Consider the following 16,611-nt stretch of genomic DNA (forward strand, 5'->3'; position numbering starts at 1 on the left):
CGAGCCTCCGTGGGACTCGACGGCCGTGGTGAGCTGCGAGACAGCCGTGCCGCTCGCAGGCACTTCGAGCCTGACCGTCATCGAGTAGGAGACGCTGGGCGCCGTAGCCATGCCGACTTCCTCTTTCACCTGTAATTCGCGTGCGTCATCCGATCGTCGCACCTACCGCTGGGTACGTGGTAGCCGCCCCGGATTGAGAACGTTTTGTTCTCGTCCGGCTGCGAGATGGTTCGGACGCTCACCGAGTGGTTTTGGAAAACTTCTTCCACCATACGAGAAGTGGAGGATCGTGGGAAGTCCAGCCCCGTACGACGGGCGAACCCTGGAGGTATCGACAAGGGTTCGGCGGCGGCTCGACGGGCGGGCACGACGAAAAAGCCCGCGTCACCGGGGTGACGCGGGCTCTCGTGTGATTCAGCTGACACTGAAGCTTTATGACACCGACCCGCCATGCTCGCCTCGCGGCAAGTGGTCGCTCGTAGCGACGAAGGTTGGGCCCGGGGGCTTGGATCGGGCCGGTGCCACGTCCAAGGTAACAAAGGATCCTGGTAAGGCAATTCCCGTGTGGGGTGGCACTTTTACGGTCGATGTGCCGGCGTTTCCCGAGGTCCGTGCGCCGCCTTCAGTCCCGCAGCAGGTCCGGCACCCCGGCCGCGTCCGGCACGTCGCGCTCGCCCGAGACGACCGTGAGCTGCTGGGTAGCGCGGGTCAGGGCGACGTACAGGACGCGCAGGCCCGCCGGGGACTCGTCGGCGATCTCCGCCGGGGAGACCACCACCGTCGCGTCGTACTCCAGGCCCTTGGCCTCCAGGCTGCCGAGGGCCACGACGCGGTCGCCGAGGTCCGCGAGCCAGCGGGCCGCCTCGGCGCGGCGGCGCATCGCGACCACCACGCCGATCGTGCCGTCGACCCGGTCGAGCAGCGCCGCGGCCTCCGCGTGGACGCTCGCGCCCAGGTCGCCGTCGGGCACCACCGCGAAGCGCGGCTCGACGCCCGTCGACCTGACCGCCTTCGGGGACGCCGAGCCGGGCATGGCGAGGGCGAGGACCTTCGCCGCGAGCTCCGCGATCTCGGACGGATTGCGGTAGTTGACGGTCAGTTCGAAGCGGCGCCGGGGCCGGGTGCCGAGCGCCTCGTCGCGCGCCTCGGCCGCCTCGTCCGGGTCCGACCAGGAGGACTGCGCCGGGTCCCCCACCACCGTCCAGGTGGCGTGCCGGCCGCGGCGGCCGACCATCCGCCACTGCATCGGCGTCAGGTCCTGCGCCTCGTCGACGATGACGTGCGCGTACTCGACGCGTTCCTGGGCCAGGCGCTCGGCGCGCTCGCGCTGGGTCTCCTCGCGCTGCGGCATCAGCTCGTCCAGGCCGGTGAGCTGGTCCAACGGGTCGAGCTCACGCTTCTTCTTCGGCCGGGCCGGGGTGCCGAGCATCGTCTGCAGCTCGTCCAGGAGCGCCACGTCGTGCACGGACAGGCCCTCGCGGCGCAGCGAGCGGGCCAGGCGGCGGGTCTCGCCGGGGTTGAGGACACGGCGCGACCAGCGGCCGAGGCGCTTCTCGTCGGCCATCGCGGAGAGCACCTGGCGCGGGGTGAGCTCGGGCCACCAGGCGTCGAGGAAGGCCAGGAAGGAGTCCTCCGTGGACACGTCCTCGTCGAAGGAGGAGCGCAGCTCGGCGGCCAGCTCCGGGTCCGAATGCCGGTTCGCCGCACCGGACTTGGACCACAGCGCGTCCAGGAGCAGCTTGCGGGCGCGCGGGCGCAGCAGGTTCACCGGGGCGGTGCCGCCGAGCACGGCCTGCCGGATGCGGGACAGCTCGTCGGCTTCCAGCTCGATGCGTCGGCCGAAGGCCACGACCCGCAGCAGGGTCGGCGCGTCCGGGCTCTCCAGAACGCCGCGGGCCGCCTTGCGCAGCACCTTCAGCATCCGCGAGGAACCCTTGACGCGAGCCACCGGCGGCTCGTCGTACACCGTCGCCTCCGCGCCGTCGACGAGCGAGCCGACCGCGCGGATCGCGACCTGCCCCTCCTCGCCCAGCGACGGAAGCACGCCCTCCGTGTACGCGACGAGCAGCGGGGTCGGGGAGACGATCAGGATGCCGCCCGCGTACCGCCGCCGGTCCTGGTAGAGCAGGTACGCGGCGCGGTGCAGGGCGACGGCGGTCTTGCCGGTGCCGGGGCCGCCCTCCACGTACGTCACGGAGGCGGCGGGCGCGCGGATGACCAGGTCCTGCTCGGCCTGGATGGAGGCGACGATGTCCCGCATGGTGTGCGAGCGGGCCTGGCCGAGCGCCGCCATCAGGGCGCCGTCGCCGAGGACCGGGAGCACCTCGCCGTCCAGGTACGCGGTCAGCTCGGGGCGCATCAGGTCGTCCTCGACGCCGAGCACCTTGCGGCCCTTGGAGCGGATGACCCTTCTGCGGACCACCCGGCCGGGGTCGACGGGCGTGGAGCGGTAGAAGGGCGCGGCGGCCGGGGCGCGCCAGTCGATGACGAGCGGCGAGAAGTCCGCGTCGAGGACGCCGATGCGGCCGATGTGCAGGGTCTCGGCGATGTCGGCCGTGTTGTCCGGGCGGATCGCGTCCTCGGCCGGCTCGACCGAGGTGTACGCGCCGTCCGGGCCCTTCTTGCCGTCCTTGCCGAGGACCAGGTCGATACGGCCGAAGAGGAAGTCCTCGAACTCGTTGTTGAGCCGGTTCAGATGCACGCCCGCGCGGAAGACCTGCGCGTCCCGCTCGGCGAGCGCGCCCGGCGTGCCGACCTGGCCGCGCTTGGCGGCGTCGTGCATGAGGAACTCGGCCTCGTGGATCTTCTCTTCGAGGCGGCGGTAAACCCGGTCGAGGTGTGCCTGCTCGGCGCCGATCTCCCGGTCGCGTGTGCCTGACGGCATGGTTCCGTTGTCGACGGCCACCGCGTTCCCCTTCTGCTGTACTGGGCAGCCGTCAACCGTACGCGAAGTTACGCGCCGACCTCCACAGGACGTCTCGTCGACGACGCCCGGGGGCCACTGTCAGCGGGCCTGCGCCGTGCTGCGGCGGCGGTGCCGGGCGACGCGTACGCGGTTGCCGCAGACCTCGCTCGAACACCAGCGGCGGCGCCGGCCGCGGGAGGTGTCGAGGTAGATCAACGGGCAGTCCTCGCCCTCGCACTGCCGTACGCGGGAGCGGGCCGCCGGGTCGGTGAGCAGGTCGACCGCGTCCCGCGCGACGGCCGCGAGCAGTGCCTCGCCGGCCGGGTCGGGGTGCAGGGCGCGCACGAGATCGCCTGCGGCGGTCCGTACGGCGCGCGGGGCGGGCGGGGCGGGGGCGGCGCGGGCGTTGACCCGAGCGAGCGCGGCGGGGGTCGCGGTGACCTCAGGGTGCAGCAACTCCCTCACATCCGCCCGGAGTTGCCTGAACTCCGCGACGCAGTCCGGTCCGACGTCGGCGAGCGGGGTCCCGTCCGGGACGAGTCCGCCGCCGAGGAGCCAGGCACGGAGCGCGTCGGGGGTGTCGAGGTGCTCGGCGGGGTGGGCGGTGGCGAGCAGATCGAGGCACAGTCGCCCGGCCTCGAACCGGGACGCGCGCGCTGCCGCCATGGCCGTCACCACCTCGTGGGGTCGCTCCCCTCAGCTTTCCCCACCCCGCCCCTTCCCGAAAGACCGCCGTCGGCTCCTGGGGGCCAGCCCCCAGACCCCCTCCCCCAAGCTCTCGGCTGCGCTCGAGCAGGGGGGACCCCCATCTCAAACGCCGGAGGGGCTGTTTTTAAGGGGCGCGGGGCTGTGACATGTGCGGCTGCCGCCGCGTGGGCGCGAGCAACCACGACGGCGCGGCACCCGAAAACACAGCGCGCAGGCTTACACGTCCGCGTACTTCGACTCCGACGCCGGGTCGAGGGCGAGCCGATACCCCCGCTTGACCACGGTCTGGATCAACTTGGGCGTGCCGAGCGCCGTCCGCAGACGCGCCATCGCCGTCTCCACGGCATGCTCGTCCCGCCCCGACCCCGGCAACGCCCGCAACAGCTCCGCGCGCCCCACCACCCAGCCGGGCCGCTCGGCCAGAGCGCGCAGCAGCGACATCCCGGCCGGCGGCACGGACCGCAGCTCGCCGTCGACGAGGACCGCATGGCCGCGGATCTCCACGCGATGCCCGGCGAGGTGCAACGCACGGGCGCGGGACGGGAGTTCGACGCAGAGAGCCTGCACCATCGGGCCGAGCCGGAAGCGCGTCGGCTGCACCGGGTCGAGGCCCTGCGCCTCCAGGGGAAGGGCGGTGACCGGCCCCACGCAGACGGTCAGGACGTCGTGGCGCAACGCGGCCAGGAGCGGGTCGAGCCGGCCGAGTTCGCGGGCCCGGTCGAGCAGGGACGCGGCGGCCGGCGCGCTGGTGAAGGTCAGCGCGTCCACGCCGCGCGTGAGCGTCGCCTCGATCAGCCGGTCGACGGGCCCCAGGTCCTCGGGCGGCATCCAGCGGTAGACGGGCACGCCGACCACCTCGGCGCCCCCGGCCCGTAGCGACTCGACGAATCCGGGGAGCGGTTCGCCGTGCAGCTGGAGGGCGATGCGGCGGCCCTCCACGCCCTCGGCGAGCAGCCGGTCGAGCACCTCGGCCATGGACTCGGAGTCGGGCGACCACTCCTCGGTGAGCCCGGCCGCGCGGATCGCGCCCTTCACCTTGGGCCCGCGGGCGAGGAGTTCGAGCCCGCGGAGCCGGTCGAGGAGCGCCTCGCCCAGGCCCCAGCCCTCGGCGGCCTCGACCCAGCCGCGGAAGCCGATGGCGGTGGTGGCGACCACCACGTCGGGTGCGTGCTCGATGATCTGTCGGGTCGCGTCGAGGAGTTCGCCGTCGTCGGAGAGCGGCACGATCCGCAGGGCGGGCGCGTGCAGGACGGCCGCGCCGCGGCGGGTGAGCAGCGCGCCGAGCTCGTCGGCCCGCCGTGCGGCGGTCACGCCGACGGTGAAGCCCGCGAGGGGGGCGGCTTTCGCTTGGTCATTGGGGTGCATGAGGGTCTCGTTCGCTGAGGAGCCTTGAGCTCTTCGAGCATGTCAACGGGGAGTGACGGGCTCGGATCGCCTCGATGTCGTACGTGTTACATCGTCGCCCATCCCACCCGGCGACCGCGGCGCGGGCCCCGAAAGGGGCGCGGGGAACTGCGCGACCAGCCACGACGGCGCAGCAGACGAACGAACAGCGCCGCAGGCTTTCGGGAAGGGGCGGGGCGGGGAGAAGCTCAGACCCGGGCGTACCCGAGCTCCCGCTCCGCCGGAGCCGCCGGCACCGTCCGCTTCGGCGTGCCGCGCCGCAGGTATACGGCCCAGGTCACCAGGAAGCAGACGGCGTAGCAGACGAGGAACGCGACGAACGCGCCCGTGCCGGAGCCCGCCGTCGCGAAGGACTGCCGGAAGGCCATGTTGATGCCGAGCCCGCCGAGCGCGCCGACCGCGCCGATCAGCCCCATCGCCGCGCCGGAGAGCCGCCGCCCGTAGGCCGCCGCCTCCTCCCCGCCGAGGCCCTGGGCGAGCGCCTTGGCCTGGAAGATGCCGGGGATCATCTTGTACGTGGAGCCGTTGCCGAGCCCGGTCAGGACGAACAGGGCGATGAAGGCCGCGGTGAACAGCGTCAGCGACTCCCGTACGGAGGCGAACACGATCACGGCGGTCGCCGCGCCCATGGCGACGAAGTTCCACAGCGTGATCCGGGCCCCGCCGAAGCGGTCGGCGAGCGAGCCGCCCACGGGCCGGATCAGGGAGCCGAGCAGCGGCCCGATGAACGTGATCGACGCGGCCTGCAGCGGCGTGCGCCCGAACTGGGTCTGCAGGACGAGGCCGAACGCGAAGCTGTAGCCGATGAACGAGCCGAACGTGCCGACGTACAGGAACGCCATGATCCAGGTGTGCGGGTCCCGGACGGCCTCCTTGGCGGCGCCGGTGTCGTTGCGTACGGGCGCGAGGTTGTCCATGAACAGCGCGGCGCAGACCGCGGAGACGGCGATCAGCGGGATGTAGACGCCGAGGAGCAGCCGCGGGCCGCCCGCCGCGCCGATCACGGCGAGGCCGACGAGCTGCACGACGGGCACGCCGATGTTGCCGCCGCCCGCGTTCAGGCCGAGCGCCCAGCCCTTCTTGCGCAGCGGGAAGAAGGCGTTGATGTTCGTCATGGACGAGGCGAAGTTGCCGCCGCCGACGCCGGTGAGCAGCGCACACAGCATGAACGTCGTGTACGAGGTGCCGGGCTCCATCACCAGGAAGGCCGCCACCGTGGGCAGCAGAAGCAGCGAGGCCGCGAGGACCGTCCAGTTGCGGCCGCCGAAGCGGGCCACGGCGAAGGTGTACGGCACCCGCACCACGGCCCCGACCAGGGTGGCCATCGACACGAGGAAGAACTTGCCGGCCGGGTCGATGCCGTACTCCGGGCCCATGAACAGGACGAGCACGGACCACAGGGTCCAGATGGAGAAGCCGATGTGCTCGGAGAGGATCGAGAAGGCGAGGTTGCGGCGGGCGATGTGCCGGCCGGTGTCCTTCCAGAAGCCCTCGTCCTCCGGGTCCCACTGCTCGATCCAGCGGCCCCCCTTGCGCGAGGGTGCGGTGGTGGTCGGGGCTGTCATCACGCCTCCACGGATGCGTCGGGTCGTGGAGGCGACGCTAGGGAGGGCGCATTTCAGCGCCGTGGCGTCAGGTGACCTTCGCGCAACCTTGCTCTCACCCGCCGCTCAGCCCCGATGTGAGCCGTCGCGTCTCCTCTGTGCCCCGTCCGGCCACAGCCGCGGGCGCCGCTTCGCCGCCAGGTCCTCGGCCCAGCCCGCGCCGAGCACGGCGAGCGCGAGCAGCGGCCAGACGAGCAGGAACATCCAGACCGTGTACGTGCTCTCCAGGAACCCGGAGAGATGCGCGTCCACGTACGGCACGTCCCAGAGGAGGTCCAGGACCGGGACGGTCGCCAGGATCAGGAGGTTGTGCCAGAGGTAGATCGTGACGGCGCGGTTGTTGGCGAGCGTGACTATCCGGTCCAAGTGCCGTAGCCCGCCCGGCAGTTGACGCCACTCGGGCGCGTACCGCAGCAGGACGATCACGAAGCCGAGGGACCACGCGGCCTGCGCGAGCGGGATGTCGTTCAGGTCCCAGCCCTCCGGGCCCAGGTGCCCCGAGGCCCACCACAGGCCGAAGGCCATGGCGAGCGCGGCGCAGCCGACGGCGAGCCTGCGGGGCATGCGCCGCAGCAGCCCGTCGTGGTGCGCGAAGCCGAGCACCCAGCAGGAGCCGTACGTGGCGAAGTCGGCGACGGCCTCGCCGGTCTCGCCGGGGATGCGCACCAGGCCGGTGCCGACGACGGCCGTGAGCGCGAGCGGCGCGAGCAGCGTCGCCCACGGCGCGCGGCGGAACGCCCACAGCAGCAGCGGCGAGGCGACGACGAACCAGAGGTACGCGCGCACGTACCAGAGCGGCCCGACCGCCTGCTCCGCCCACGTCGGGTCGGCGAACCCCGCACCGCCCCCGAGGCGTTCGGGGAAGGGCGGGGCGCCCAGGGGCAGCAGGTAGTTCAGGAACTCCACGGCCCAGGTGCCCGTACGGGCCGGCTGCCAGCCCGCGTACAGCATCAGCGGCAGCACGACGGCGGCGAACAGCCAGACGGGCGGGAGCAGTCGGCGGATCCGGCCGCGGATCACGCTCCACGCGGTGCGCTTCAGGGAGCGCGCCATGAGCGAGCCGGCGAGCACGAACATCACACCCATCGACGGGAACAGGACGGTCAGCCAGGCCCAGCCGAACAGGTGGTAGGCGACGACGCGGACCAGGGCGAGGGCGCGCAGCAGGTCGAGGTAGCGGTCCCGTACGGGCTGCGACTTCGGCGCGGCGGGCAGGACGGCCGCGGTGGCGCTCATCCGACGGGCCTCCGCTCCCTGATCCGGCGCGGCGCTGCAGGCGGTCCGCCGGGGGTGCCGACCGCCCCGGTTCTGCGGAGCTTCTGCCAGCGGAGCCGGCCGCCGGAGAGCGCGGTGATCCAGGACTGCAGCAGCACCACGTACATCAACTGCCGGTACAGGAGCTGCTGCAGGGGCAGCGACACCAGGTGCGCCATCCGCTCCCGGTCGAGCCGGAAGGCGTACGCCGCGCACACCGCCTGGACCGCGAGCACCCCGAACCAGGCGGCGACGGTCTGCGCGGTCGGCCCGAAGACCAGGCCGTAGAGCAGGAAGACGTCGATCAGCGGGGCGAGCAGCGGGGCCAGGACCATGAACAGCGAGACCAGCGGAAGCCCCACGCGGCCGAACCGGCCGGAGGCGCCGCTGTCGACGAGGGCGCGGCGGTGCTTCCAGATCGCCTGCATCGTGCCGTACGACCAGCGGTAGCGCTGGGACCAGAGTTGCCGCAGGGTCTCCGGGGCCTCGGTCCAGGCGCGGGCGTTCTCCGCGTAGACGACCCGCCAGCCCGCGCGGTGCAGGGCCATGGTGATGTCGGTGTCCTCGGCGAGCGTGTCGTCGCTCATGCCGCCGACCCGCTCCAGGGCGCCGCGCCGGAAGGCCCCGACGGCGCCGGGGATGGTGGGCATGCAGCGCAGGACGTCGTACATCCGGCGGTCCAGGTTGAAGCCCATCACGTACTCGATGTGCTGCCAGGCGCCGATCACGGTGTCCTTGTTGCCGACCTTGGCGTTACCCGCCACCGCGCCGACCCGGTGGTCCCCGAAGGGCTGCACCAGCTCGCGCACCGTGGACGGCTCGAAGACGGTGTCGCCGTCCATCATCACGATCAGCTCGTGCCGGGCGCTCGCCAGGCCCCGGTTGAGCGCGGCGGGCTTGCCCGCGTTGAGCTGGCGGATCACGCGGACGTCCGGCAGGCCGAGGTCCTCCACGATCCGCGCGGTGCCGTCGGACGAGCCGTCGTCGATCACGATCACCTCGACGGGATGCTCGCCGCCCATCAGCGAACGCACCGTGTTCTCGATGCACTTCGCCTCGTTGTACGCGGGCACGAGCACCGACACCGGTTCCGTCACGGGCGGTCCCCAGCTGAAGCGGGCGCCGCGGGTGCGCCGGGCGTGCGCCCAGGACAGCAGCAGCATCAGGCCGAAGCGGGCCAGGACCAGGACGCCGACGACGGCGAGGCCGACGACGAGCACGCCCGTCACGTTCTCGGAGACGCCCACCGCCGCCACGAAGGCGCGGCCCTTCCACAGCTCGAACCCGGAGACCGGGGTGTGCGCACTGGGGGCGCCCATGGCCTCGGTGAGGTTGTCGAACTCGTAGCCACGCGCGCGTAGTTCGGGAATCAGGCGGTCCAGGGCGGCGACGGTCTGGGAGCGGTCGCCGCCGGAGTCGTGCAGCAGGACGACCGCGCCCGCGTCGCCCTGCGGGGTGGCGCGCTCGACGATCTCCTCGACTCCGGGGCGCTTCCAGTCCTCGCTGTCGGTGTCGTTGACGACCGTGATGTAGCCACGGCTGCCGATGTACTTGGTGACCGGCCAGTTCGCGTTGTCGAAGGCGTCCGCGAACGAGGAGTACGGCGGGCGGAACAGCGAGGTCCTGATGCCGGCCGCGCCCGCGAGCGCGAGCTGGTTCTGCGACAGCTCCCAGTCGATGCGGCCCTCCGACTGGTACGAGAGGTCCGGGTGGTTGAACGTGTGCAGCCCGATCTCGTGCCCCTCGCGCACGATCCGCTCGACGAGCCCGGGGTGGCGGGCGGCCATGGTGCCGGTGACGAAGAAGACGCCGTGCGCCCGGTGTTCGCGCAGCTTGTCGAGGATCTTCGGGGTCCACTTCGGGTCGGGCCCGTCGTCGAAGGTCAGGACCAGTTTGCGGCGGGGCACGCTGAGCGCCGCCGCGGGCTCCTCGGGGTCCCTGGCGTCGATCACCGGGCCGCCGGCGAGCACCTGCTGCGGCACCAGGTCGGTGGGCACGGGCGGGCGCACGCGGTGGTCGGCGAGGATCTCGCTGTGCACATAGCCGCGCAGCATCAGCATCGCCAGCAGCGCGACGAGGAGCAGCGCGGGCAGCAGCCGGCGCATCGTCAGACGACGGCGCGGGGGCGCTGCCGCGCGCGTACGGCGGTGCGGTGTACGGAGGTTCGTCATCGCGCCGCGGCCTCCGCGGCCTCGGTGGCCTCGATGGCGGGTGAGGCGGGGACGTCGACGGGCGGTGTCGTCTCGCGCGTCGGCTCCGGGTGCGGCTCCGGGCTCGTCCCTGGGCCGGGTTCGGGCGAGGGCGGCGGCGGGTCGTCGGTGGGTTCCGGGCGGGGGTCGACGGGGGCGGGGCCACCGCCCGTACCGCCCGAGCCCGAGCCCGGCTCCGGGTCGGACCCCGAGCCCGAGCCCGACTCCGATCCCGACCCCGGGTCCGTACCGCCCGAGCCCTCCCCGGGCTCCGCCTCCGGCGAACCGGCAGGCGCGGACGGGCCGTCGGGCCGCTTCGGCGCGCTCCGCCCGGCACCCCCACCGACGCTTTCCACCCGCGGACCTTCACCGCTCGGCCCTTCACCGCTCGGGCCCGTGCCGCTCGGGCCGCCCGCCGCCGGGGTCGTGTCCGCCGCGGGCTCGCCGTCGCGCAGGAACGTCGGCGTCGGGGACGGTTCGACCCGGCCCGCGGGCTCGCCGCGCTTGTCGCCGAGGCCCGGCATCCAGGGTGCGTCGGACCTGCCGGAGAGCAGGGAGACCCCGAGCACCGCCGCGTACGCCGTGCAGGCCAGGCCGAGCACCCAGCCGATGCGCCGCAACCGGCGGCTGCGGCTGCCGGACTCGTCCACGAAGACCGGGCCGTCGGAGCCGTCCTGCCCGTCGGCCGGGACGGCCGGGTCCTTCAACTGCCGGCCCACTCCGTCGATCTGGACCGTGACTTCGTTCGGATCGTGCGTGTGCCCCGAGCGGGCACCTTCTCGCCAATTTTCCACTGTCGTACGCCCATCCCCCCACCGAATTCGGGCGCACGAGCGAGACCGGGCACTCGCCGCCGGACCGGGCCCCCACCCGGTCCGGGCGCCCCCCCCCACAGACCCACTGCGCCCGGAGCACCGAATGTAGCGCACAAGGGTGACAGTCGTACTTCTTGTGCAGAAACGGTTGTTCGCGGACAGTTCGTATCTGGCCGTACGTGATCAGGTCCGACCCGACATGATCATTTCGTCCGCGGCCGGAACCCACCCACGCTCCGGTCGCCGCAGCCAGCCCCGCTCCGCCGCCGTCCGCGCGCACGCGGCGCGCAGCGCGTCGAGCCCCGGATGCCTGAGCCCCCGGCGCCACACCAGCGAGACCGGCGACAGCGGCACCGGGTCGACCAGCGGCCGCAGCACGCACCCCGGCATCGCGGGGAAGTCGACCACGGCGAGCACCGGCGTACGGGTCTTGGCCATGACCCGCCGGAACTCCTCCGCGCCCACCGCGAGCGGCGCGGGCGGCGCGACCTCGATGCCGCGCCCGGCGAAGAGGCGGCGGGCCAGGTCCGTCCACTCCGGCGTCCGCGGATTCCCGGCGCCCGCGTACACCGACTCGCCCGCGAGCGCGTCGAGCGGCACCTCGGCGAGGCCCGCCAGCGGATGGCCGTCGGGCAGCACCACGGCCATCGGCTCGTAGCGCACGGGGAGTTGGTCGAGTCCGGCGCGCAGCGTCGCGTCGAGTCCCGCGTACCGGCCGAAGGAGGCGTCCAGGCGACCGGCGACGATCTCGCCCGCCGCGCCGGTGAGTCCGCTCTCGTAGCGGGCCATCAGCTCGCAGTCCGGGGCGAGTTCACGCGCCCGCGCGAGGAGCCGCTCGAAGACCAGGCCGGGGCTGTTCACGTCGACGAGGAGCGCCCGTCCGGCCCCGCTCGCGGCGGCGAGCAGCTCGTCCTGCGCCGCGAGCACCCGGCGCGCGTACGGCGCGAGCCGCTCCGCGTCCGGCGTCGGCGTCACCTGCCGGGTGGTGCGGACGAACAGCTCCACGCCCAACTCCCGTTCCAAGCGCCGCACATCGCGGCTGAGCGCCTGCTGCGCGACGTGCAGCCGGGCGGCGGCGCGGGTGAAGTGCAGCTCCTCGACGACGGCGAGGAAGGACCGAAGGAGCCGGGGCTCTATGTCACGGGGCACCGTCGGAATCTACAACCGGGATGCGTGAACGGTCCCCCGAAAGGTGTTGGACGCCGACCGCCTGCCGCCCCGAGCCTTGCCGCATGGCCAATCCGTACTCCCGGCTCTTCGAGCTCCCCGGCGCCCGCGCCTTCACCCTCGGCAACCTCGTCGCCCGCCTCCCCATGGGCATGTTCGGCGTGAGCGCCATCGTCATGATCGCCGAGCGGTACGGCAGTTACGCCCTCGCCGGGGCCGTCACCGCCACCGGACTGGCCGCCACCGCGGTGGTCGCCCCGTACACCGCGCGGCTCGTGGACCGGCACGGCCAGGCCCGAACAGCCGTGCCCGCAACGGCAATTGCCGTCCTCGGCTCGCTGCTGCTCGCGCTCTGCGTCCACCTGCACGCGCCCGCGTGGACCCTGTTCGCCGCGTACGCCCTGACCGCCACCACGCCCAACACCGGCGGCATGTCCCGCGCCCGCTGGCAGCACCTGTACGCGGGCGACCCGGCGCGGCTGCACACCGCCAACTCCTTCGAGCAGGCCGCGGACGAGCTGTGCTTCATGCTCGGCCCGGTCGTCGCCGCCTTCCTGTGCACGGCCCTCTTCCCGGAGGCGGGCACGCTCACCGGCGCACTGCTCCTGCTCTCCGGGGTCCTGCTCTTCACCGCTCAGCGCTCCACAGAACCGCCACCCCACGCGCGTACGACGAAAACCGCCTCCCCTATAGGCGCCCCCGGAATGCTCCCTCTAGTGACGGTTTTCCTCGCCACAGGGGCGGTTTTCGGCTCCATGGAGGTCGTCACCGTCGCCTACGCCGACGGGCAGGGGCACGCGTCCGCGGCGGGCCCGGTCCTCGCCCTGCAGGCGGCCGGCTCGTGCGCGGCGGGGCTCCTCTACGGGGCCCGCGCACCGGGCGGCCCGGCGGAGCGCAGGTTCCTGTACTGCCTGGCCGGGATGGCGGCCCTGATGGCGCTGCCGCTGCTCGCCGCCGGTACGGGCTCGCTGTGGCTGCTCGCCGGGGCGCTGCTCGCGGCGGGCATGGCAACGGCTCCGACGATGGTGACGGGCATGGGCCTGGTGCAGGCGCGCACCCCCGAGGGCCGGCTCAACGAGGGCATGACCCTCGCCGTGACCGGCCTGCTCGGGGGCATCGCCTGCGGCAGCGCGCTGGGCGGCCAGGCCGTCGAGCACCTGAGCGCGCGGGCGGGCTACGCCGTGCCCGTCACCGCGGCCGCCCTCGCCCTCGCGCTGTTCAGCACAGTGACGGTTTACGCCAGGAGCACTCGACGTCGGCCGTACCGGAATCAGCCGCACGCGCGGAGCCGGAAATCCCCGGCCGTACGAGAACCGTCTCCTCAGCGGTGGATTTCGCGAGCGTCACCACGATCGCGTCCTCGATGGCCTTCACGGACGCCCCCAGGTAGTTGTTGAGCACGACGCTGAACACCAGCTCCCGCCCGTCCGCGTCCTTCACGTACCCGGAGAGCGCCGAGGCCCCGGTCAACGACCCTGTCTTGGCGCGGGCGTTGAGCTCCGCGGGGGTGTCGCACATCCGCGACCGCAGCGTGCCGCCCACGAACCGGTCCGGGTCGCAGGCCACGGGCAGCGAGTTCAGCCAGTCCCCGTACCAGGGCGCGTCCCGCACCGCGAGCAGCAGCCGCACCAGCTGGTCGGCGGGCATGTTGTTCATCCGCGAGAGCCCCGAGCCGTCGACCTGCCGCAGCTTCCCGGGCTCCACGCCCTCCTTCTCCAGGAACCCGGCGACCGCGTCGAGCCCCGAGCTCCACGTCCCCTGACCGGACTTCTCGTACCCCATGGTCTTGACGAGCGCCTCGGCGTGCATGTTGTTGGAAAGTTTCATGAACGGTACGAGGAGCTCCTTCAGCGGCATCGAGCGGTGCTCGGCGACCGGCTCGGCGTCCTTCGGCGTGGCCGCGCCGAGCCGGGTGCCGCCCTCGACGCGCACGCCGTGCCGGGCCAGGGCGTCCCGGAACACGGCGGCCGCGTACCCAGTGGGCTCCCAGACCGTCACCCACTCCTTGGCCGGGTCCCCGCCGACCGGCAGGTTCCCGCTGACGACCACGGTGTTGGAGCCGTGCTCACGCTGCACGCTCACCGTGTTCGGCTCCCCCGCGGCGACCGTACGGGCCCGGTTCTCGATCTCGACGTACCCGGTGCGCGGGGTGAGCCCGATCTTCGGCCGCTGCCCGGCCTCGGCGCCCGGCTCGACCTCGACGATCACGGTCCCGGAGTCGTAGTCGGTGTCGGGGGCCACGGTGAGCGCGGAGATCTGCGCCGAGTAGTACGACGACTCGTCGTCGGCGGCCCAGGAGCGCCCGAGCCTCTCCGCGTCGAAGCGGGTGTCGTCGGCGACGAGCCGCCCGGTCACCTCGCGGATCCCGGCCTTCGCGACGTCGGCGGCGAGCCGGTCGTAGTCCTCGGCGAGGGTGGTGGGGTCACCGCTGCCGCGCAGATACAGGTCGCCGGCGAGCGTCGAACCGTTCCTGCTGCCGTGCGCGAGGGCGTCGGTGCGGTAGCGGTGGTCGGGGCCGAGCAGCGCGGTCGCCGCGGCGGACGTGGTGAGTTTGGTGTTGGAGGCGGGCATGAGGCGGGCGGTCGGCAGGTGGCTGTAGACGGTCTCGCCGGTCTCCGCGTCGGCGATGACGACGCTGGCCGCGCCGCCCTGCATCCGCGGATCGCCGAGGATCGTGTCGATGGCCTCCGGGAGCCCGGCGCGCACCGCCGAGACGTCGGCCCCGGCGGGCGCGCTCCAGGTCAGGGTGGCGGCCAGTCCGACGAGCGCGGGCCAAACAGCTGCACGCGCAAGGAAGTTGGTTCTCGCGGAAGTGCTCGCGGTGGTGCTCGCAGGTCTGCTCATGCCACGGCAGGATCCCGGAAACCGCCCCCTTGCGACAGACGCCCCGCACACCCGTCCGCCGAGTACCCGCGTTCAGCGGAGCCCCCAAGCCGCCCCCATCCGGTACGCCGCGCACAGGTCCACGTCGAGCAGATACGCCCCGGCCGTCCCGCACTGCGCGTCCCCGCTGCCGGGGTCGACGGGCTGCCCGTGCCCCATGCCGGTGATGCTGTACGTCTCCACGACGCCGCTGCCGTCGGGCCCGTGGAACACCTGGTGCGGGTAGCCGCCCACGGTGTCGCTGACGTCCGCCTCCTGGTCGGCGCCGTGCACATCGGTCCACTGCTCGACGAGGTCGCCCATGTTGACGGGCTTCACAGTGGTGTCGGCGCTGCCGTGCAGCACGGTGAGCCGCGGCCACGGCCCCGCGTACCCGGGCCGCGCGGCCCGCACCCGGTCGCCCCACTGCTGCGGCGTCTGCGTCGCGCCCACGTACATGCACACGTACGGCGACCCGGCGGCCTGCGCGCAGCCGTACGGCAGCCCGGCGACGACTCCGCCGGCGCGGAACTTCTCCGGGTACGCGGCCATCATCACGGAGGTCATCGCGCCGCCCGCCGAGAGCCCGGTGACCTGCACGCGGTCCGGGTCCCCGGCGGCGTCGGCGAGCTGCCGGTCCACCATCTGCGCGATCGACGCGGCCTCGCCCTGGCCGCGTGAACTGTCGCCCGTCCGGAACCAGTTGAAGCACCGGTTCGCGTTGTTGCCGCTCTGCTGTTCCGGTACGAGGACGGAGAAGCCCCACCGGTCGGCGAGCTCGGTCCAGCCGCTGCCGGGGCCGTACCCGGCGGCGTTCTGCGTACAGCCGTGCAGGGCCACGACGACGGGGCGGCCGGCGGGCAGCCCCTCGGGCTCGTACCGGTACATCTTCAGGGCCCCGGGGTTGGACCCGAAGCCGGTGACCTCCTCCAGGCCCGCGGCGGCGTGGACGCGCGGCACGGCGAGGAGCAGGGAACAGAGGGCTGCCACCGCGGTCAGGGCGGCGAGAAGTGCGGCTCTGGTCGATGTCATGCGTAGGGAAGCTAGGAGCGGACCGCCGCGACCGATATGGGTGCGGAACACACAGGATGGGGGCGTTTTCATGGGGCCCGAGCACATAAACCCGAGCACATGAAAAGGCCCCCGACGCCGAAGCGTCCGGGGGCCTTCTCATACATGGGAATTGTGGAGATGGCGGGAATCGAACCCGCGTCCAACGGTGTGGAATCAGGGCTTCTCCGTGTGCAGTTCGCTGCGATTTTCTCAGCCCCGGAGATCACGCGAACAAGTCTCCGACGGGCTCAGTCACTGTTTGATTTCCCTTCACACCCCGTGACCGGGCGTAAAGGTTTAGTTCCCTAGATTATGCCAGGATCCGGGTCGGGAACGTCCCCGGGCTGACACCCATTTAGGGTCCTTCAGTCACTGCTTATCAGGCAGCGAGGGCGAAGGACTGGGAATCGCGCTTGGTGTTGGCGATTATTGGTTGCGACATATGGTTAACGAGATCATTGCCGCTTCCTCGACACGCTTCCCCTGCTTCGACAGCCGCTGTCGAAACCGATCATCCCCATGTTGATTTTTCAAAGTGGACCCGAGAGATCCGAAGACCTCAGGAATCCCGCGCTCCGTCACCTGCGGAACGTGGTCCATCGTACGTGAACAACACACGACGGTGCCAGCCAATTCCCGGCACCGACCGC

General features: G+C 72.5%; 10 protein-coding genes, 1 other RNA gene and 1 pseudogene. 1 reads left to right on the forward strand and 11 read right to left on the reverse strand.

What is annotated here, in order from left to right; genetic code table 11:
- Nucleotides 1-622: 622 nt before the first annotated feature.
- From QIS96_RS34245 to QIS96_RS34280, 8 genes are all read right to left on the reverse strand, one after another.
- A complete protein-coding gene (locus tag QIS96_RS34245) occupies nucleotides 623-2,884 on the reverse strand; it encodes a HelD family protein (protein WP_282546744.1) in 2,262 nt (753 codons plus the stop codon).
- Between the two features lie 120 nt (nucleotides 2,885-3,004).
- A complete protein-coding gene (locus QIS96_RS34250; RefSeq protein WP_282546745.1) occupies nucleotides 3,005-3,571 on the reverse strand; it encodes a CGNR zinc finger domain-containing protein in 567 nt (188 codons plus the stop codon).
- Nucleotides 3,572-3,829: 258 nt separating this feature from the next.
- A complete protein-coding gene (locus QIS96_RS34255) occupies nucleotides 3,830-4,978 on the reverse strand; it encodes a uroporphyrinogen-III synthase (protein WP_282546746.1) in 1,149 nt (382 codons plus the stop codon).
- A gap of 227 nt (nucleotides 4,979-5,205) precedes the next feature.
- The gene (locus QIS96_RS34260) at nucleotides 5,206-6,582 is read right to left on the reverse strand and encodes a nitrate/nitrite transporter (RefSeq protein WP_282546747.1); all 1,377 of its coding nucleotides are present in this window, start codon (nucleotides 6,580-6,582) and stop codon (nucleotides 5,206-5,208) included.
- A gap of 105 nt (nucleotides 6,583-6,687) precedes the next feature.
- A complete protein-coding gene (locus tag QIS96_RS34265; RefSeq protein ID WP_282546748.1) occupies nucleotides 6,688-7,857 on the reverse strand; it encodes an acyltransferase family protein in 1,170 nt (389 codons plus the stop codon).
- Entirely contained in the window at nucleotides 7,854-10,046 is a 2,193-nt protein-coding gene (locus QIS96_RS34270) for a glycosyltransferase (RefSeq protein ID WP_282546749.1), read from the reverse strand. The genes QIS96_RS34265 and QIS96_RS34270 overlap by 4 nt, the downstream gene beginning before the upstream one ends.
- Nucleotides 10,043-10,858: a hypothetical protein gene (locus QIS96_RS34275; RefSeq protein ID WP_282546750.1), complete on the reverse strand. Its 816-nt coding sequence runs from the start codon at nucleotides 10,856-10,858 to the stop codon at nucleotides 10,043-10,045. Before QIS96_RS34275 ends, QIS96_RS34270 begins: the two co-directional genes overlap by 4 nt.
- Nucleotides 10,859-11,062: 204 nt before the next feature.
- On the reverse strand, nucleotides 11,063-12,028 hold the full coding sequence (locus QIS96_RS34280; protein WP_282546751.1) for a LysR family transcriptional regulator: 966 nt from the start codon (nucleotides 12,026-12,028) through the stop codon (nucleotides 11,063-11,065).
- Between the two features lie 20 nt (nucleotides 12,029-12,048).
- Between QIS96_RS34280 and QIS96_RS34285 the strand changes: the two genes are divergently transcribed.
- A complete protein-coding gene (locus QIS96_RS34285; RefSeq protein ID WP_408907303.1) occupies nucleotides 12,049-13,443 on the forward strand; it encodes an MFS transporter in 1,395 nt (464 codons plus the stop codon).
- On the opposite strand, the pseudogene dacB reads toward QIS96_RS34285, so the two are convergent.
- The 3 genes and pseudogenes from dacB to ssrA form a co-directional block, all read right to left on the reverse strand.
- A pseudogene (dacB, locus tag QIS96_RS34290) lies at nucleotides 13,439-14,890 on the reverse strand (D-alanyl-D-alanine carboxypeptidase/D-alanyl-D-alanine endopeptidase); the annotation flags it as partial. The gene QIS96_RS34285 and the pseudogene dacB overlap by 5 nt on opposite strands.
- A 72-nt stretch (nucleotides 14,891-14,962) precedes the next feature.
- Nucleotides 14,963-15,940, reverse strand: a complete 978-nt coding sequence (locus QIS96_RS34295) for an extracellular catalytic domain type 1 short-chain-length polyhydroxyalkanoate depolymerase (RefSeq protein WP_282546753.1) — start codon at nucleotides 15,938-15,940, stop codon at nucleotides 14,963-14,965.
- 151 nt (nucleotides 15,941-16,091) lie between these two features.
- Nucleotides 16,092-16,480, reverse strand: a transfer-messenger RNA (tmRNA) gene (gene ssrA / locus QIS96_RS34300).
- Nucleotides 16,481-16,611 lie beyond the last annotated feature (131 nt).

This window comes from Streptomyces cavernicola (assembly GCF_029968035.1).
In the GTDB taxonomy this organism is placed as follows: Bacteria; Actinomycetota; Actinomycetes; order Streptomycetales; family Streptomycetaceae; genus Streptomyces; species Streptomyces cavernicola.

What these genes read in the sequence shown, in the direction of transcription:
- QIS96_RS34255 (WP_282546746.1), bottom strand. Translation starts at nt 4,978, where the DNA reads ATGCACCCCAATGACCAAGCGAAAGCCGCCCCCCTCGCGGGCTTCACC.
- QIS96_RS34270 (WP_282546749.1), bottom strand. Translation starts at nt 10,046, where the DNA reads ATGACGAACCTCCGTACACCGCACCGCCGTACGCGCGCGGCAGCGCCC.
- QIS96_RS34245 (WP_282546744.1), bottom strand. Translation starts at nt 2,884, where the DNA reads ATGCCGTCAGGCACACGCGACCGGGAGATCGGCGCCGAGCAGGCACAC.
- QIS96_RS34250 (WP_282546745.1), bottom strand. Translation starts at nt 3,571, where the DNA reads ATGGCGGCAGCGCGCGCGTCCCGGTTCGAGGCCGGGCGACTGTGCCTC.
- QIS96_RS34285 (WP_408907303.1), top strand. Translation starts at nt 12,049, where the DNA reads ATGCGTGAACGGTCCCCCGAAAGGTGTTGGACGCCGACCGCCTGCCGC.
- QIS96_RS34265 (WP_282546748.1), bottom strand. Translation starts at nt 7,857, where the DNA reads ATGAGCGCCACCGCGGCCGTCCTGCCCGCCGCGCCGAAGTCGCAGCCC.
- QIS96_RS34295 (WP_282546753.1), bottom strand. Translation starts at nt 15,940, where the DNA reads ATGACATCGACCAGAGCCGCACTTCTCGCCGCCCTGACCGCGGTGGCA.
- QIS96_RS34260 (WP_282546747.1), bottom strand. Translation starts at nt 6,582, where the DNA reads ATGACAGCCCCGACCACCACCGCACCCTCGCGCAAGGGGGGCCGCTGG.